Origin of the sequence: Dokdonia sp. Hel_I_63 (assembly GCF_007827285.1) — a bacterium.
Classification (GTDB): Bacteria; Bacteroidota; Bacteroidia; order Flavobacteriales; family Flavobacteriaceae; genus Dokdonia.
The window spans coordinates 3133080-3151453 of sequence record NZ_VISD01000001.1; the positions used below are offsets into that span (position 1 = coordinate 3133080).

General features: G+C 38.1%; 12 protein-coding genes. 7 read left to right on the forward strand and 5 right to left on the reverse strand.

The genetic code is table 11. The annotated features are described in order from the left end of the window. Positions 1-169: 169 nt before the first annotated feature. From JM84_RS13780 to ftsY, 5 genes are all read right to left on the reverse strand, one after another. On the reverse strand, positions 170-1519 hold the full coding sequence (locus JM84_RS13780; RefSeq protein ID WP_013751425.1) for a hypothetical protein: 1350 nt from the start codon (positions 1517-1519) through the stop codon (positions 170-172). Between the two features lie 11 nt (positions 1520-1530). Beyond that, positions 1531-2883, reverse strand: a complete 1353-nt coding sequence (gene rimO / locus JM84_RS13785) for a 30S ribosomal protein S12 methylthiotransferase RimO (protein WP_041295882.1) — start codon at positions 2881-2883, stop codon at positions 1531-1533. A 158-nt stretch (positions 2884-3041) separates the two neighbouring features. Continuing rightward, on the reverse strand, positions 3042-4724 hold the full coding sequence (locus JM84_RS13790; RefSeq protein ID WP_144784840.1) for an amidase family protein: 1683 nt from the start codon (positions 4722-4724) through the stop codon (positions 3042-3044). A gap of 37 nt (positions 4725-4761) precedes the next feature. Continuing rightward, positions 4762-5094 carry a hypothetical protein gene (locus JM84_RS13795; protein WP_144784842.1) on the reverse strand — a complete coding sequence of 111 codons (333 nt, stop codon included), beginning with the start codon at positions 5092-5094 and terminating at the stop codon, positions 4762-4764. 13 nt (positions 5095-5107) lie between these two features. Further along, the gene (ftsY, locus tag JM84_RS13800; protein WP_144784844.1) at positions 5108-6061 is read right to left on the reverse strand and encodes a signal recognition particle-docking protein FtsY; all 954 of its coding nucleotides are present in this window, start codon (positions 6059-6061) and stop codon (positions 5108-5110) included. A gap of 295 nt (positions 6062-6356) precedes the next feature. Between ftsY and murC the strand changes: the two genes are divergently transcribed. The 7 genes from murC to secDF all read left to right on the forward strand — a co-directional run bounded on the left by murC (position 6357) and on the right by secDF (position 18267). Further along, a complete protein-coding gene (gene murC / locus JM84_RS13805; RefSeq protein WP_013751420.1) occupies positions 6357-7709 on the forward strand; it encodes a UDP-N-acetylmuramate--L-alanine ligase in 1353 nt (450 codons plus the stop codon). Between the two features lie 51 nt (positions 7710-7760). Further along, a complete protein-coding gene (locus JM84_RS13810; protein ID WP_013751419.1) occupies positions 7761-9107 on the forward strand; it encodes a hypothetical protein in 1347 nt (448 codons plus the stop codon). 80 nt (positions 9108-9187) lie between these two features. Further along, positions 9188-10324, forward strand: coding sequence for a DinB family protein (locus JM84_RS13815; protein ID WP_013751418.1), 1137 nt, complete (start codon positions 9188-9190; stop codon positions 10322-10324). A gap of 192 nt (positions 10325-10516) precedes the next feature. Then, entirely contained in the window at positions 10517-12460 is a 1944-nt protein-coding gene (gene gyrB / locus JM84_RS13820; RefSeq protein ID WP_144784846.1) for a DNA topoisomerase (ATP-hydrolyzing) subunit B, read from the forward strand. 861 nt (positions 12461-13321) lie between these two features. Then, positions 13322-14248 carry a malate dehydrogenase gene (gene mdh / locus JM84_RS13825; RefSeq protein WP_144784848.1) on the forward strand — a complete coding sequence of 309 codons (927 nt, stop codon included), beginning with the start codon at positions 13322-13324 and terminating at the stop codon, positions 14246-14248. A 280-nt stretch (positions 14249-14528) separates the two neighbouring features. Then, positions 14529-15128 (forward strand): hypothetical protein, encoded by a 600-nt coding sequence (locus JM84_RS13830; protein WP_013751415.1) that lies wholly within the window; start codon positions 14529-14531, stop codon positions 15126-15128. 157 nt (positions 15129-15285) lie between these two features. Further along, positions 15286-18267, forward strand: coding sequence for a protein translocase subunit SecDF (gene secDF, locus JM84_RS13835; protein ID WP_013751414.1), 2982 nt, complete (start codon positions 15286-15288; stop codon positions 18265-18267). The last annotated feature ends 107 nt before the right edge of the window (positions 18268-18374 follow it).

Sequence of the window (18374 nt, forward strand, 5' to 3'; positions counted from 1 at the left end):
ACTGGCAATTCCTTGAAAAAATCACCTAGCCAATTCCTTTCCCCCGACCCTGAAAGATGGAAATTGGAGTAAGAAATTTTTAGTTTACTCACTCCTGCGGACATCTCCTTGATTCCCTCTTGAAAGAGGTACACTGTTGTGGGTAAGTTACGTTATTGGGAATACTAGGCTATTCCATCTCAAAGCGTACCATCTTCACCTCGCTGTTGCCACCTTTAAGATCTGTCCAGGCCACAAAAGTCGAATCGCCTACAACCTCTAGTTGTGGAAAGCCGCTTTGTCGTTCGGCAGAGGTATTGGTTATTGTCACCGGGGCATCGTGTGTGCCATCTACATATACTCGTGCTACTTGTAGTACAACGTTTTCACCCATTGGCTCTAACCACGAGATAAGGGCGCTGCCATCACTCATAAAATCGGCATCTACTCTACCTATGGCGTTTCCATTATCCATACGGATTGCACTTCCAAAAGAAGCTCCATTATCATTTGAAAAAGCTGTGAGCACTCTAGGAGCATCACCCTCCGCGGTAAACCAACTCACCACCACGTTCTCTTCTTTAGTTGCTATTGCAGGTCCGTTTACGGGGCAACCGTTAAGTTCCCAATTATCATTACCTATAACCATAGGTTTTGTCCACGCTCCATTTACCCAGCGCACAATAGCCATATCACGTATCTCTGGCGTGGTGTCTGAGCGATCCCTATAAACAGCTACAGGTCCATTATTTGTAATAGCTGTTGCAGTATTACAGCAGTCACAAACTCGATTATCTATCTCTACATCTTGAGTTATTTTTCCCGCGAGATCTATGTAAGCATTGCGTAGGCTCATTTGGTTTTTACTCTTGTCTTCGTTTTTAGTATTTCTACCATCTAGCCAAGTAGCATAAAAACCTCCATCATACGCTTGTATAGACACAAAACCGTGCTCTGCATCTACGCCATCTGTATTGAGCAAGAAATCATCTTTAATAACCTCATCAACTTTTGCCAATTGTAATTTGACATTATAATCATAAGTTCCCTCTGCGGACTTTTCTAAAATATTAGTGAGCACATAATCCCCATTTATTCCTAGGGCCGGAAAGTCTGCCCAATTTACAAACCAATTATCTCCAGATGTAATGGTTCTAGGTTGGCTCCAAGTAGCGCTATCGTAACTAGCATACTTTAAAATAGCCATCTCGTCTTCTTGCTCTACCCAAGTCATGTGTAATTTACCGCCACTCGACTTAAGTCTAGGTAAATGAGATTTCCCTATAGAGGGTAGTTTTATCGCATTGATTGATGCATTGGTAGTAGCCGTTTGTACTGCTGGCTGCTCGGCCACTGGTGTAACCTCAGATTGATTAGACTCTTTACATGAGCTAAAGAGAATTAAAGCAAAAAGAACTAAACCAGTAATACGCATAGGGAATGTGTTTATAAATGCTACAAATGTAAGCGTTGCGTAGAAACTCTTACACACAAAAAAACCTTTCAAAACATTTGTTCCGAAAGGCTTTATATAATTCATCTTACTGCTTCTTATTTTTTAGTAGCACGTTTTGCGTGTAGTGCTTGTGGTCGCTCTAAAGCTACAAGTGGTTCTGCATAAAGGTCAAAATCTTCGGCCTCTGTGATAGTTACCATTGCGTAGTCTCCTGTTTTTAAGTAGAACTTTGTTGCGTCTACAAGTACTTCGTTATCCACATCTGGAGAATCAAATTCTGTACGACCTATAAAGTAGTTTCCTTCTTTACGATCTACAACAATTTTAAACTCCTTCCCTATCTTTTGCTGGTTAAGCTCCCAAGAGATTTGAGATTGGATCTCCATAATCTGATTGGCACGATCCATTTTCACTTCTTCAGGTACATCGTCTTCTAAGTTAAACGCGTGTGTATTTTCCTCATGAGAATATGTAAAACATCCTAAACGCTCAAAACGTTGATCTTTTACCCATTGCTTCATGAGTTGGAAATCTTCTTCTGTTTCTCCAGGGTACCCAACAATAAGCGTAGTTCTTATGGTCATTCCTGGTACGCTTTCGCGAAAGCGGTCTAACAACGCATTCGTCTTCTCCATCGTAGTACCACGACGCATAGACTTCAAAATATGATCTGCAATATGCTGCAGTGGTATATCGATATAATTACACACCTTAGGCTCGCGGTTCATCACGTCAAGCACATCAACTGGGAATCCAGAAGGAAATGCATAATGCAAACGAATCCACTCGATTCCTTCTACTTGAACAAGGTTTTCAAGAAGCTCTGCAAGGTTTCGTTTTTTGTATAAATCAAGACCGTAATACGTAAGATCTTGCGCAATAAGAATCAACTCCGTTACTCCATTTGCAGCAAGTTTTTTTGCTTCAATAACTAAGTGCTCTATTGATTTTGATTTATGCTTTCCTCTCATTAAAGGGATCGCACAGAAAGAACAAGGACGGTCACAGCCCTCGGCTATTTTTAAGTATGCATAGTTTTTTGGAGTAGTTGTGATACGCTCCCCTATAAGTTCATGTTTATAATCTGCCCCAAGTGCTTTAAGTAGTCCAGGTAATTCTGTTGTTCCAAAATACTGATCTACATCTGGAATTTCCTTTTGAAGATCCGGCTTATAACGCTCAGATAAACATCCCGTTACAAACACCTTATCAACTTCTCCTTCTTCCTTTTGCTTTACATACTCAAGAATAGTGTTTACAGACTCCTCTTTTGCATTGTCTATAAAACCACAAGTGTTGATCACAACGATGTTACCTTCTTCCTCGTGAGCAACATCCATCTCATTTGCTTTGAGCTGGCCCATTAAGACCTCACTGTCATAAACGTTTTTTGAGCAACCTAGAGTTACTACGTTTATCTTATTCTTTTTTAATGATTTTGTACGCATAGCATTCCTTTTAAGGGAGTGCAAAGATAAGCCAAATAACATAGTAATAAGAAAGCTATCTAAAACGAGAAAAGTCAGCATCTTACTGCTGACTTTTTTCTCATTCTAATATGAATATATTTTCTAAAACTAACTAGCTTCTAGTCATCTAGATTATTTTACTCCTTATATCCTTCTGGTAATGTTCTAGCGTTAAGTGTACTCTCTACTCCTACTGCAATATTGTAAATTACTTCTTCCTGCTTAGATGGAGTGATAATGGTAATTCCCTTAGGCTCTCCTTGTGCGGTGAAGCCCATAGGTATTGTAAGTGCTGGATAGTGTGCCGCTGCGGCATAACCAGCATCATAATTATTTATGGAAAGTATGGCGTCTAGTTGACCACCAGCTTCTGGGCGCTTACTCAATGCGTCTTGAAAATATGCTTGAGTAATCTCCATAAGGTTTTCTTTAATTGCTTTAAGCTCTACAGCGGTTGTGCTATCTGCAACGATACCTTTAAAAAGCTGTTGCCCGTAGGGAATACGTGTTAAGCTATCTTGGTTGTTAAATGTGATAAGCTTCTCTATATTTCTATTTTTCACAGATGGGGCTACCTCAGCATCATAGTAAGCAGGCAGATCATTTTTCATATCTATATTTAAGATAGACAGAAAACCTGGCATATTAATTCGCTCCATATCCACCTCAACGAGTGTAGCTTTGGTTTGCTTTAATTTATCAATGGCAGCCGCATAAGTACTGTCTTGCAAGTATCCTTTTATCACACCAAGATATTTTCCTTCAAGGTTCCCTTCTTTAACAGCTTGTACATAATTACCCGTAGATGCATAACTATAAGAATCTGCAGCATCTTTACCAGTGAGTGCTTGTAATAGGATTGCATTATCGACTACGTTCTTCGTCATAGGTCCTGGAGTGTCTAAGTGACTAGAAATAGGCACAATCCCGCTACGGCTTAAAAGACCGATGGTAGGCTTAAGTCCGACTAGATTATTTTGGCTAGAAGGTGATAATATAGATCCACTCGTTTCTGATCCTATGGCGGCTACTGCATAATTTGCTGCTACACTCACCCCTGATCCAGAACTTGAACCTCCCGACTCAAATTGCAAACGACCGTATGGGTTAATAGTTTGCCCACCCACAGCACTGTAACCTACAGGACAACCTGTACATAAAAAGTATGCCCACTCACTCAAGTTGGCCTTACCTAATATTATAGCATTTTCTTCCTTTAGCCTCTTTGTAATAAATGCATCTCCTGCATTATTATCTGCAAGCGCTACAGAACCTGCAGTCGTAATCATACCAGCTGCTCCTATATTATCTTTTAAAAGTATAGGCATTCCGTACACAGAATATTCATCTATGGTAGATTTATCTTTATTATCCAGTGCTCTTGCTTCTTGTACCGCTTCTTTATTGAGTGAGATGACTCCGTTAAGCGCCAAGTCGTTATCACTTTCAAAACGAGCAATACGGTTTAAATAAAATAGCGTAAGTTCTTCGTATGAGTAATCTCCATTTTTGATGTGCTTCTGGATGGTTGGAATATCCTGCTCTAAGATAAGCGGAGAAATTTCTGAGATACGCTTTCGCGAAAGCGTATTTATCTCCCCATTAAGATCTTTCCAAATATCATTTTTATCGAGTCCCTTAGCATTTACAAGCTTGAGATGCATTCTGCTATTTTCTAGCTCTTGCGTTTTTGCAATGTCTAGAGAGTCGTTATAAGCTTCCCACACATATCGCGGAGTTGTGTCTGTCGCAGTAGTAGGAGCTTCGTTTTTACAAGAAAAAAGCGCTGTTGCGAGCGCGAGGGTATACAAGTATTTCATAGTGCATTTTTATAATCCATTAAAAATACAAAAAGAGTCACCCAAAAGGATTAACCCACATCAAAAAACCATAGATAAAAAACTTAGTAGATTCAAATGTAATCACTGCAATTACTGGCATCCACCAGTTTTGCGAATCAATCGCTCCCTTGAGGATTCTCCATATATAGAATATGATGAGACTATAAAAAACAATAAAAATATAATGAGGAAAAGCCGAGTACTGAGCTAGATACTTAGGCACAAGTCCGCTTCTTACTGCAGCATGTGCAGTATAAACGCTCCACACGTTAAGTAACATCAAACCAATGACGACAACTCGTAAAGTCCGCAACGTAAGTTCTGGAAGCCACCTAGGAACGAGTTTCATAAAAAATAACGACTTATTTAAAGAAGCTATCTACAAACTCAACTTTGTTGAACACTTGTAAATCTTCGATACCTTCTCCCACCCCGATGTATTTTACAGGGATTTGAAACTGATCAGAAATTCCTATCACTACACCACCTTTGGCAGTTCCATCAAGTTTTGTCACAGCAAGCGAAGTCACCTCTGTAGCTGCTGTAAATTGTTTTGCTTGTTCAAAGGCGTTTTGACCCGTAGATCCGTCAAGTACAAGAAGTACATCGTGAGGAGCATCTCCTACTACTTTTTGCATCACGCGCTTTACCTTAGTAAGCTCGTTCATTAAATTTACCTTATTATGTAATCTCCCTGCAGTATCAATAATGATCACATCTGCGTTTTGATTTACACCACTCTCTAGTGCGTCAAACGCTACAGAGGCTGGATCACTACCCATCTGTTGTTTTACAATAGGAACATCTACTCTATCTGCCCACACTTGTAATTGATCTATAGCAGCTGCCCTAAACGTATCTGCAGCTCCTAAGACTACTTTAAGTCCTTGCTTTTTAAATTGGTATGCAAGTTTACCTATCGTTGTAGTTTTTCCTACTCCATTTACACCTACCACCATAATTACGTGTGGCTTGGTACCTTTAGGGATTTCAAATTCTGTTGCGTTTCCTACGTTAGTCTCGCTTAGTAAGCCAGCGATTTCTTCACGTAAAATCTGGTTAAGCTCATCTGTACCTACATACTTATCACGTGACACACGCTCCTCGATACGAGTAATTACTTTAAGCGTAGTTTTTACACCCACATCACTCGCTACAAGTACTTCTTCAAGATTATCTAGAACATCATCATCTACCTTAGATTTTCCAGCAACTGCCTTACTCATCTTATCAAAGAAGCTCGTCTTTGTTTTCTCTAACCCTTTATCAAGGGTTTCTTTTTTTTCTTTGCTAAATATTTTTTTGAAGAAGCTCATAATTACTTTGGCGGTTTTCTGGTATGGTGTCGGTAAGACAAAAATAGTGCCTTTTAGGGAGAATGCCGTTATGTCACCTCGCAGACTACACTACTGATTGTCAATTTTTTAAATAATTATAGAGACTTGCTATTAAAAAAAGCACCTTAATTACAGTCGTGGCAATGGTTATGAAGCGTTGAAGTACGTTTTCGCGAAAGCGTAAAAAACTCAAAACACCCATGACTAATTACCTGACTTCTCTTATGGTAGTTTGATAGTATAATCTTATTTTTACTTTAAAGACAACGTTAATATGAATATCCATTTTATCGCTATAGGTGGTGCAGCAATGCACAATCTAGCACTCGCATTACATCATAAAGGAGAAACGGTTACAGGTAGTGATGACACTATCTTTGACCCGTCGAAATCCCGACTTGAAAAGTATGGATTGCTACCTGAAGCATTTGGATGGTTTCCAGAAAAAATAACAGCAGATCTTGACGCTGTCATATTAGGAATGCATGCAAAGGAAGATAACCCTGAGCTTTTAAAAGCACAAGAGCTAGGACTAAACATATATTCATATCCCGAGTACTTATATGAACGTGCCAAAAACAAAACTCGTGTCGTTATAGGGGGTTCTCATGGTAAAACTACTATTACTTCTATGATCTTGCATGTCATGCATTATTGGGATAAAGAAGTAGACTATATGGTAGGCGCGCAACTAGAAGGCTTTGATACCATGGTGCGCATGACAGATGATGCAGATTTTATGGTACTAGAAGGTGATGAATACTTAAGTAGCCCAATAGACCGCAGACCTAAATTTCATCTATATAAGCCCAACATTGCGCTACTAAGCGGTATTGCATGGGATCATATTAACGTATTCCCTACGTTTGATAACTATGTGGAGCAGTTTCAGATTTTTGTAAATTCTATGACCAATGGTGGTGCAATGATTTACAACACAGAAGATGAAAATGTCGTGAAAGTGGTAGAAAATGCCACTGCACACATTAAAAAATATCCATACGAAACTCCAACATACAGCATTGAAGATGGAGAGACTTTACTAGAAACTCCAGATGGACCGATGCCTATTGAAGTTTTTGGTAAACACAACCTCAATAACCTTGCAGGAGCCAAGTGGATTTGCCAGCACATGGGTGTGGTAGAAGAAGACTTTTATGAAGCCATCGCTACATTCTCAGGAGCTAGCAAACGCCTAGAAAAAATAGCAGAAACTAATGACACTGTCATCTACAAAGATTTTGCACATAGCCCATCAAAAGTAAGTGCTACAACTACGGCTGTAAAAGAGCAGTATCCAGACCGCACGCTTATAGCGTGTCTAGAATTACACACTTACAGCAGTCTTAATCCAGAATTTTTGAGCGAATACAAAGGTGCTTTGGACAGCGCAGATATTGCTGTGGTATTCTACTCTCCACACGCTGTCGAAATCAAAAAACTAGAATCTGTCACAGCGCAACAAATAGCAACTGCCTTTGAACGCGATGATCTCATCATCTACACAGATCCAGCCGACTTTAAAAAGTTTCTCTTTGACCAAGGGCTAAAAAACAAAGCGGTATTACTTATGAGTAGCGGCAATTATGGTGGGTTAGATTTTGATGAGGTTAAGGGGTTGGTGTAACAATTACAAGCTTATCACTACCAACTTAGAACACAATCTAGCAACACACATTTGGGTTCAAAGAAATTTCTTCATAAAATAACGCTACAAGAATTCTCAAAAAGAAAATTCTTATTAGGTATTGTTTTAGGGATTTTAACCGCTGTTATCTTCTATTACTTCTTGCAGTATCTTTTTATACTACTGAGAGGTGTACACTTAGCATTTGTATATAACGCAGATAATACTCTAGATACAGATACACGGAATTATATTGCGCTATTCTTTTCTTCAATTTCTGTCGCGCTAGGAAACACAATTAGCATAGCTTTTATTTTTTCTGGAACTGACAGAAATAGTCAAAAAAGAAAAGCTGGAAGGAGAATTATAAATGACCAAAGTGCTCTTACCCCAACTGCAATATTCTGGATTTTTAAGATTTTAGTCCTCACAATAGGAAGCATCATAATATCCCACAGTTCCATAATATTTAAGGAGTTTGCTTATGCAATGGCATTATTACCCATAGTTTTATTCTTTGACCAAGTAAAAAGTCTAAGGAGATTTTTAAAAGGGTATACAATCGCAAAAATGAGTATTCACTTTGCTATAGTGAGTCTACTAGAATTTATCATCGCTTTGAGTAACATAAATGCTTATGATAAGCAAGGCAATCTCCAAGCTATAACTGGATCATTTGCAAATATTCCAGAATTTAAACTTGAGATCGAGTATAGTGAAGACATATTTATGGATTCACATCAGAATCAAATTAGATTTAAAGTCACAGAGAAGAATGATAGTATCAATTTTTTTGGATGGGATCGTTTCTTGACTTATCACGACGTCCAGATGTCTATCCTAGAGTCTAAACAATCTCATTATAGATATGATGCTGTTTTCTATATTGATAAAACTATCAAATGGAATAAACTAGACACATTATTTGACAAACTTCTATTTATCAATGCAAATAATATATTAATTACAATTACAAACTCTGAGACACTATTAGAAACTTATTACAAACGTCATATTGTATTATCTAAAGAACTTTATAACAAATGGTCTAACTCAAAGGACTATCCTCCCCCTCCACCACCACCCCGATTTTTTGAAGAATTTATACTAGATAAAAACGTAGACACTTTAAATATTGCTTCATTTAAAAACACTAAGACATCCATCGAAGATTCGATATTCTCATATATCTATGAAGGCACACAAAGTAATACTGCGTTTGTATTTTACATTAACCAAGATATTTCAGTAGAAGAATATTTAGAATTTATGATAGGTTACAAAAAAGCTATCTATAAGTTGAGAACTGATTACAATAATCATCCTCAACTAAGAGATGATGCTTCTGCAAAATCCAAATATCCTATGATTTACAAAGATGTACTGATTAATCATTGATTTTTCAAACATATCATTTTGTAACAAAACCCCTATCTTGCTACTAATAAAGCCAGTAAGAACTCAAACAAGTCAATTCAATGAAATTTATTCCAACTCTTATCGTATTACTCTGCTGCGCATTTATTGCAAAAGCTCAGCAATCTCAAGTATCAAACAGCTGGACGGCCTTTTCTCAATCTATAGATATGAGTATGGACAAGGAGCGCAAATTTATTCTTAAAGCAGCTGTAAAGGCAGAAATTGCAGACTCCACAGCTTGGGCAGGACTATGGGCCAGAGTAGATATGAAGAATAATGAGAACGGCTTTTTTGATAATATGGGTGATAGACCTATCAGAGTTCCAGAGTGGAAAGAATATACCATAGAAGGGACCATAGGTAAAAATGCAGAACGATTACTTATAGGTGGTTTGATGCTATCTGATGGAACATTCTATTTTGACAACTTCTCTTTACAAATAGAAGACAGTAACGGCATAATGACAGATTTTCCACTAGGAAATGCCGACTTTGAAAAAACAGCAAAAGGAGAGAAAATAGATTCTTGGGCAGAAGGTATAGGCGGCACAAACAGCAGTTCTGTACTAGAGTACACACTAGAATCATCTAGCGATGCTTTTTCCGGAGCACACTCCCTGATGATAACAGGAGAAGGTACAGAAACTATGGACTTTGGCCCAGCCGAAATTAAGTCTGAAGATGGTTATGCTCCCCAGCTAGGTGTTTTAATCTCAATGCTAGATGATTTGAAAGAGCGAGTTGAGTATAGAGTAAAAGGAATGTCTCAGCACGAGATAGACCATCTACACGATGAGAATGCAAATCGCATAGGTGCACTCGTAATGCACCTAGCAGCAGCAGAGGCATTTTACCAAGTAAGAACATTTGAAAACAGAGGCTTTAATGAAGAAGAAGCTAAAAAGTGGGGACTAGCCTTAGACTTAGGCAAAAAGGCTCAAGAGGAATTTAAAGGAAAGCCCGTGAGCTATTATCTAGAGGAGTTTACAAAAGTTCGAGAGCGCACTAAAGCTCTTTTTAAGTCTGCAAGTGACGAGTGGCTTCTCGAAGAAGTACCTAGCTATGGGATGAATAATTACTACGCCTGGTTTCACGTAATGGAACACCAGTCAAGTCACTTAGGTCAGGTTTTATTTCTTGCAAAACGCATTCCGCCAGAGGCAGAGATCAACGCGCCATCTGAGATGAAAAATTAAAGCTTTATAGATATCTAAAGATCATTATTCCACTTTCGCGAAAGCATAAAAAACATCTTAAAATACGCATCGAAAAAGGGCATCTCTTTTTTCCACAATATGTTAATAACTTCAAGGGTTTAGAGAGGTTTTAGAGCCTATTCTGGAGTCCCTTTCTTTATATTTGTTTTTAGACAATTTAACTATTAAAATATGAGCGACGACGCTAAGAAGAAAGAGTACTCGGCAGACAGTATTCAGGCCCTTGAGGGAATGGAGCACGTACGTATGCGTCCATCGATGTACATCGGTGATGTGGGTGTAAGAGGATTACACCACTTAGTATATGAGGTTGTAGATAACTCTATTGATGAGGCTATGGGTGGCTATTGTGACGCCATAGATGTAACTATAAATGAAAATAACTCTATCACGACTAGAGATAACGGTCGTGGAATCCCAGTAGGGCTTCATAAAAAAGAAGGTGTCTCTGCCCTTCAGGTTGTAATGACCAAAATAGGTGCCGGAGGAAAATTTGATAAAGATTCATATAAAGTTTCTGGAGGTCTTCACGGTGTTGGGGTATCTTGTGTAAACGCATTATCTAACCACTTAAGAGCTACCGTTTACAAGGAAGGTAAAATCTGGGAGCAAGAATATGAGCGTGGTAAAGCTATGTACCCTGTAAAAGTTATAGGTGATACAGACTTTACTGGTACAGAAGTTACATTCTTGCCAGATGACAGTATTTTCCAGCAAACTACAGAATATAGTTATGGCACGCTAGCATCTCGTTTACGTGAGTTAGCATACCTTAATAAAGGAATTACGATTACGCTTACTGATAAGCGAGTTAAGAATGAGAAAGGAGAGCATGAAACAGAGACTTTCCATAGTAAAGAAGGACTTGCTGAATTTGTACGCTTTCTAGACGGTAACCGTACTCCTATTATAGGTGAGGTTATCTCAATGGAAGGTGAGAAAAATGGTATCCCTGTTGAAGTAGCCATGATTTATAATGACAGCTACGCAGAGAACTTACACTCTTATGTAAATAACATTAATACACACGAAGGAGGAACACACCTTGCTGGTTTCCGTCGTGGACTTACAGGATCGCTTAAAAAGTTTGCTGATGCATCTGGTATGCTAGATAAACTTAAGTTTGATATTGCTGGTGATGATTTCCGTGAGGGACTTACTGCTATTATTTCTGTAAAAGTAAGTGAGCCACAATTTGAGGGGCAAACTAAAACAAAATTAGGTAACCGCGAGGTTACCTCTGCAGTATCTCAGGCCGTTGCCGAAATGATTGAGATCTACATGGAAGAAAATCCGAATGATGCCAAAATCATCGTTCAGAAAGTAATTCTAGCTGCACAAGCACGTCACGCTGCAAAGAAAGCACGTGAGATGGTACAACGTAAGACAGTAATGAGTATAGGTGGTCTACCTGGGAAACTATCTGACTGCTCTGAAACAGATCCTACGCTTTGCGAAGTATTCCTTGTCGAGGGAGACTCTGCAGGTGGTACTGCAAAACAAGGACGTGATCGTGAGTTTCAAGCTATCTTACCATTACGTGGTAAAATCTTGAACGTAGAGAAAGCTATGGTTCACAAAGTTTTTGAAAACGAAGAAATCAAAAACATTTTTACTGCATTAGGTGTAACCATAGGTACTGAAGAAGATAGCAAAGCGCTTAACTTATCTAAACTACGTTATCACAAAGTAGTCATCATGTGTGATGCCGATGTAGATGGTAGTCACATTTCTACCCTGATACTTACTTTCTTCTTCCGCTATATGAAAGAGCTTGTAGAAAATGGTTATGTATACATTGCCACTCCTCCACTTTACCTAGTAAAGAAAGGTCAGAAAAAGCAATACGCTTGGAATGATAAAGAGCGTGATGCCATTGCAGATTCTATGGGAACACAAGGAGTATCTATACAACGTTACAAAGGTCTTGGAGAGATGAATGCAGAACAATTATGGGATACAACAATGAATCCTGAGTTCCGCACATTACGTCAAGTTGCCATAGATAATGGCACAGAAGCAGATAGAATATTCTCTATGCTTATGGGTGACGAGGTACCACCTCGCCGTGAGTTTATAGAAAAGAACGCTATTTATGCAAACATAGACGTTTAACAAAACTCTTATATTTTATTACAATGGTCCTGAGATAATTTCTCAGGACCATTTTTTTTTGAAGTAACTAATACCCCTCTGAATCTAAAGACCTGTGCATCGTATTACACTCGCTTTTACAGCCAACTATCCAAGTACCCAACAATACTCAAGATTTTCAAACTCGGCAATTAAATAGACAAAAAACACTTAATTATCGATAAAATACACATATTGCTATTCGCATTATATTCGTTTTTGAGTTTCCTATTGAATTAAAAGCTATGTCTATATTTACTCTCGAAAGGGATATTTTTAGATTATTTGTAACATATTTCTGCTAATTTCTTAAGATTAGATGTAGGGGTTTAATTGGATAGAGATTAGCAACCTATAAATCCTTGCTATTTTATAGCAAGGATTTTTTTTGTCTTATCACAAACGAACTCTACCTAACTGCATAGTCCTCAAATCTATTACTTGGATAACATAAAATCCTATTTAAAAGCCGTTAACAAGCACTTATCTTCGATGAATTGCTTGAAACTTAAAATTATCAGGCAATGCTAGTGATCATTTATTCAATACAATCCAGCTCCTTATTTTTGTAATGCAGCATAACAACTGTCACACTTACACTATTATAAGTTGGGTATTTAAAATAGTTTAAGAGTGCAAAACGAGCGATTATTATTTGATTCATTTGGATTGTGAATTTCCCCGCTTGTTCATCCCCGTTTCTCAATGAGAAGCGGGGATTTTTTTTGCTGGTTAACATACATTTAGCGTCAGAGCGTACGATAAACGAGAGAGTTATTGTATTTTCGCAAAAGCGTAAAAAGCTATTAAAATCATACTATAAATCCTTAAAATTACATCCATATGAAAGTTACTGTAGTCGGTGCTGGAGCCGTAGGAGCCAGTTGTGCAGAATACATTGCAATCAAAGATTTTGCAAGTGAAGTTGTCTTAGTAGATATTAAAGAAGGTTTTGCCGAAGGTAAAGCAATGGACTTAATGCAAACTGCTTCGTTAAACGGGTTTGATACAAAAATCACAGGTACTACTGGTGATTATTCAAAAACTGCTGGTAGTGATATCGCAGTAATTACTTCTGGAATTCCTCGTAAGCCAGGAATGACTCGTGAAGAACTTATCGGGATCAATGCAGGTATTGTAAAAACAGTTGCCGCTAGCCTTGTAAAAGAATCACCTAATGTTATTCTTATCGTTGTTTCTAATCCTATGGATACAATGACTTACCTAGCACATAAAGTAACTGGACTTCCTAAAAACCGCATTATCGGTATGGGTGGAGCACTAGACAGCGCTCGTTTTAAGTACCGTCTTGCCGAAGCTCTTGAAGCTCCTATCTCAGATGTAGATGGAATGGTAATAGGTGGACACTCAGATAAAGGAATGGTACCTCTTACACGTCTTGCAACTCGCAACAGTGTACCTGTTTCAGAATTTATTTCTGAAGACAGACTTACACAAGTAAAAGAAGATACTAAAGTAGGTGGAGCAACGCTTACTAAACTTCTAGGAACTTCTGCTTGGTATGCACCAGGAGCTGCAGTATCTGGACTTGTACAAGCAATTGCTTGTGACCAAAAGAAAATTTTCCCTTGTTCTGTACTTCTTGATGGAGAATACGGTCTTTCTGATCTTTGTATCGGAGTACCTGTAGTATTAGGAAGAAACGGAATTGAAAAAATAGTTGAAATCAACCTTAGTGATGCAGAAAAAGCGCATCTAGCAGAAAGTGCTGAAGGTGTTAAAGCAACAAACAGTTTACTTGACGCTTAAGAAGTCAGTAAGTTTATCATATCAAAGGCTACCTATTTTTAGGTGGCCTTTTTTGTTATATATAATAAGGAGTCATTTTCTTTTTTAGTTACGCTTTCGCGAAAGCATAAATACACACATCAAATCTTCCTCATTATACGTTTATCATGCAACTTAACATATCATTATAATGACACAAAAATTATTGGGTACTACCACTGAGAATCCTATATTTGCGTGTTTGATAAAAACATAAATCTAGATGCAAAACTGCAATAGATGATGTTTTATAATTAAGTGTGTGAGAAATAAGTGGTTCATAAGTGCTTTTATAATTGCCCTTGCTATCGTAAGTATAAGCATGGAGCAACGCACTGCGCCTAATCAGGAAATAATTATTACATTTTCTGATACTGAGGCAAACCTTTCTCAATCTGAACATGCCATCACATTAGTAAAAAATAAGCTAAGCTCCCTTGAAGTAGATAATATTAGAGTAGAGCAACTTGATAATGGATCTTTAAAAGTATCATACTACAGTACTATTGATATTACGGAGATTAAGAACAAATTATCACCTACCTCAGCGCATAGCAAGTACAATCTTGAGAATGATAACTCAAGTATACCAGAAGAAAACGAGATCGCTCATTATGAGTTAGATATTTATAAAATACAAGACAGCACAGACATGGAAGGTGCTGCTGGGGTTATTATTGAGTCAAAATCTGAGTCAACACGTTCTTCTACCGTAAAAGTATATGCTAGCCTCCACAAAATAAGTGATTGCGCAGCTACCATTCAAACACAAACTGCTTACAATACTCACAAGAGAAGTGATGTTGCTTTCATTAACTCATTCTACAACATACCTGAGACAAGGGCCGGCCCCTTTGCTTAAGGCATAACAACATTAGCTAAGGCAAGACTTGCTCTAGCTAATTGCTTTTATCACAAAAGCAATCCCACAGATTATAATAACAATCACTTTACATTAATTTCAACGTGATAATAACACACTGATGTGCTGTTTATTATGTTGATACAAACACACTAAAATGCAAAACAAAGGACTCATTAGATTTTTTGCGATAATTTTTGGTCTGGTATGTTTATACCAACTATCATTTACGTATTTCACAAACAAAACAGAAGACGAAGCTAAGGCTTACGCGATCTCTCAAGCACCAGAAGATGCAGATATGCAGGATGTGGTGGAGCGCGCATACTTAGATAGTATAGGAGCAAATCCTATTTTTGCTGGTATCACTTATAATGATGCTAAGGAAAAAGAACTTAACAAAGGACTGGATCTTAAAGGAGGTATTAACGTAATCCTTCAGATCTCTATTCGTGATATCTTAGGTGGTCTTTCTAACAATAGTACAGATCCAGCTTTCATAGCTGCATTAGATGCTACAGATGAGGCACAAAAAGATAGCCAGAACACATACTTTGAAGATTTCGTATCTGCATTTGAAGCGCAAGGAGGACAACTAGCGTCTCCAGATATCTTTGCAAACGTAATTCTTAACGAAAAAGTAGATACAGGAATGAGCAACACAGAGGTTGCTAGTGTTCTTGAAGCGGAAATCAAAGAAACAATAGGTTCTGCTTTTGAAACGTTACGTAATCGTATTGATAAGTTTGGAGTAACACAACCTAACATCCAGTCTCTAGGAGATAATGGGCGTATTCTTGTTGAGCTTCCAGGAGCTAAAGATATTGATCGTGTAAGAGGTCTTCTTGAAAAGACAGCACAATTAGAGTTCTACCAAACTCACTATGCTGGAGACGCACTTAACTACTTAATAGGAGCAAATGAAACACTACGCGGACTTGTTGCTAGCAACGAGGAGAAGCAAGAAGCTGCAGTAGCTCAAGACAGTACCCTTGATGATAATGTATCTGATTTACTTAAAGATGCAGATGAGGAAGAGGCAGAACAAGATTTTGGACCACTTTTCAAAATATTTAGTCCTAACCAACAAGCGGTTCAAAATAGCACAATTCCAACTGTAGGATTTGCTGCTGTAAAAGATACAGCAACTATTAACTCGTACTTGAGAAACCCGTCTGTTGTAAAGCAGCGTCCAGCATCTTTACGTTATGCAAAATTTGCATGGGGTGTACCAGAAGAAGGAGCAGATATCGTAGCACTTTATGCACTTGAATCTAACAGACAAGGAGCACCATACATGGACGGTGACGTTGTCAACGACTCACGCCAGCAATTTACACAAACACAACAACCAGCAGTAGGTCTTGATTTTGAAGGACAAGGTGTAAATCAGTGGGCAAAAATGACTCGCGAAGTTGCACAAAAAGGAAACGCTATTGCTATTGCACTAGATGGTAATGTATACTCTGCAGCATCAGCTCGTCAAGAGATTAAAGGTGGTGCGACAGAAATCTCTGGAAACTTTACAGTAGCTGCGGCACAAGATCTTGCAACAGTATTGAATGCTGGTAGACTTCCTGCATCTGCAAAGATTATTCAAGCAGAAGAAATTGGACCATCACTAGGTAAAGAAGCGATTGATTCTGGAATTTTATCGTTCCTTATCGCACTAGCATTAGTATTAGTATGGATGGTATTTTACTACGGTAAAGCTGGTGGATTTGCAGATATTGCTCTTGTAGTAAACATCCTTTTCATCTTTGGAGTACTTGCCGGTCTGGGAGCTGTACTTACACTTCCTGGTATTGCAGGTATCGTACTTACTATAGGTATGTCTGTGGATGCAAACGTACTTATCTTTGAACGTATTAAAGAAGAGCTACGTAAAGGGAAGTCTCAAAAAGATGCGATTAAAGATGGTTTTAACAACGCACTTTCTTCTATTCTTGATGCAAACATCACTACCTTCTTAACGGCACTTATCCTTTTCTTATTTGGAACAGGACCAGTACAAGGATTTGCAACTACACTTATGATAGGTATTGCAACTTCATTATTCTGTGCAATTTTCATTACTCGTCTATTCATTGATGGATACGGGAAGAATGGAAAATCACTTGAGTTTGCTACATCTATGACTAAAGGTCTTTTTGTAAACAACAGTATCGATTTCTTAGGAAAACGTAAAATTGCTTATGCTATCTCTGGTGTACTTATCGTAGGTGGACTTGCTGCTTTACTTACTGGTGGTCTTGATACTGGTATTGACTTTGTAGGAGGTCGTACGTATACAGTTCGTTTTGATCAACCTATGAATGCACAAGAAGTAGAAGATGCACTAGTTGCAGATTTTGGAAGTGCAGATGTAAAAACATTTGGAGCAGATAATCAATTAAAGATTACGACAAAGTACCGTATCGATGAGACAGGTACAGATATTGACGCTCAGGTTGAGCAACAATTATTTACTTCACTTACTCCTTATTTACCTACTGGAATGACGTATGCAGCATTTGCAAAGTCTACAGATGATAAGCAGGTAGGAAAAATGGAGTACTACATGGTAGGACCTACCATTGCAGATGATATTAAGAAAGGTGCACTTTTTGCAGTTATCGGATCACTAATCGTGGTATTCTTATACATCTTATTACGTTTCCGTAGATGGCAATTCTCTCTTGGAGCTGTAGCTGCAGTTTTCCATGATGTTTTGTTAGTACTAGGAGTATTTGCAGTCTTGAAAAACATTATGCCATTTGATATGGAGGTAGATCAAAACTTTATTGCGGCTATTCTTACCGTAATTGGGTACTCTCTGAATGATACCGTGGTAGTTTTTGACCGTATACGTGAGTATATTAAAGAGCACGGTTCTACTAGAGGATTTGGTAAATTAATTAACCAAGCACTTAACAGTACATTGAGTCGTACACTTAATACGTCTGTAACTACGTTAATCGTACTTCTAGCGATCTTCTTCTTAGGAGCTCCATCTATTAGAGGATTAATGTTTGCACTTATTGTAGGTGTAATCGTAGGTACATATTCTTCACTATTTATCGCAACTCCTGTAATGTTTGACACAGTACAGAAGAAAGGATTAAAGGAAGAAAAAGAAGAGGAAGAAGTAGAAGCATAAGCTTCTAAGAAACTCAATAAATAGAAAATCCGCTACTGAGAAGTAGCGGATTTTTTTATGCGCTATCGCGAAAGCGTAACTCTTAAAAAGATGGATAATAAAACGCC

Excerpts from the sequence above, each read along its gene's own strand:
- JM84_RS13780 (WP_013751425.1), bottom strand. The coding sequence starts at position 1,519 with ATGAATTATATAAAGCCTTTCGGAACAAATGTTTTGAAAGGTTTTTTT.
- rimO (WP_041295882.1), bottom strand. The coding sequence starts at position 2,883 with ATGCGTACAAAATCATTAAAAAAGAATAAGATAAACGTAGTAACTCTA.
- JM84_RS13790 (WP_144784840.1), bottom strand. The coding sequence starts at position 4,724 with ATGAAATACTTGTATACCCTCGCGCTCGCAACAGCGCTTTTTTCTTGT.
- JM84_RS13795 (WP_144784842.1), bottom strand. The coding sequence starts at position 5,094 with ATGAAACTCGTTCCTAGGTGGCTTCCAGAACTTACGTTGCGGACTTTA.
- ftsY (WP_144784844.1), bottom strand. The coding sequence starts at position 6,061 with ATGAGCTTCTTCAAAAAAATATTTAGCAAAGAAAAAAAAGAAACCCTT.
- murC (WP_013751420.1), top strand. The coding sequence starts at position 6,357 with ATGAATATCCATTTTATCGCTATAGGTGGTGCAGCAATGCACAATCTA.
- JM84_RS13815 (WP_013751418.1), top strand. The coding sequence starts at position 9,188 with ATGAAATTTATTCCAACTCTTATCGTATTACTCTGCTGCGCATTTATT.
- gyrB (WP_144784846.1), top strand. The coding sequence starts at position 10,517 with ATGAGCGACGACGCTAAGAAGAAAGAGTACTCGGCAGACAGTATTCAG.
- mdh (WP_144784848.1), top strand. The coding sequence starts at position 13,322 with ATGAAAGTTACTGTAGTCGGTGCTGGAGCCGTAGGAGCCAGTTGTGCA.
- secDF (WP_013751414.1), top strand. The coding sequence starts at position 15,286 with ATGCAAAACAAAGGACTCATTAGATTTTTTGCGATAATTTTTGGTCTG.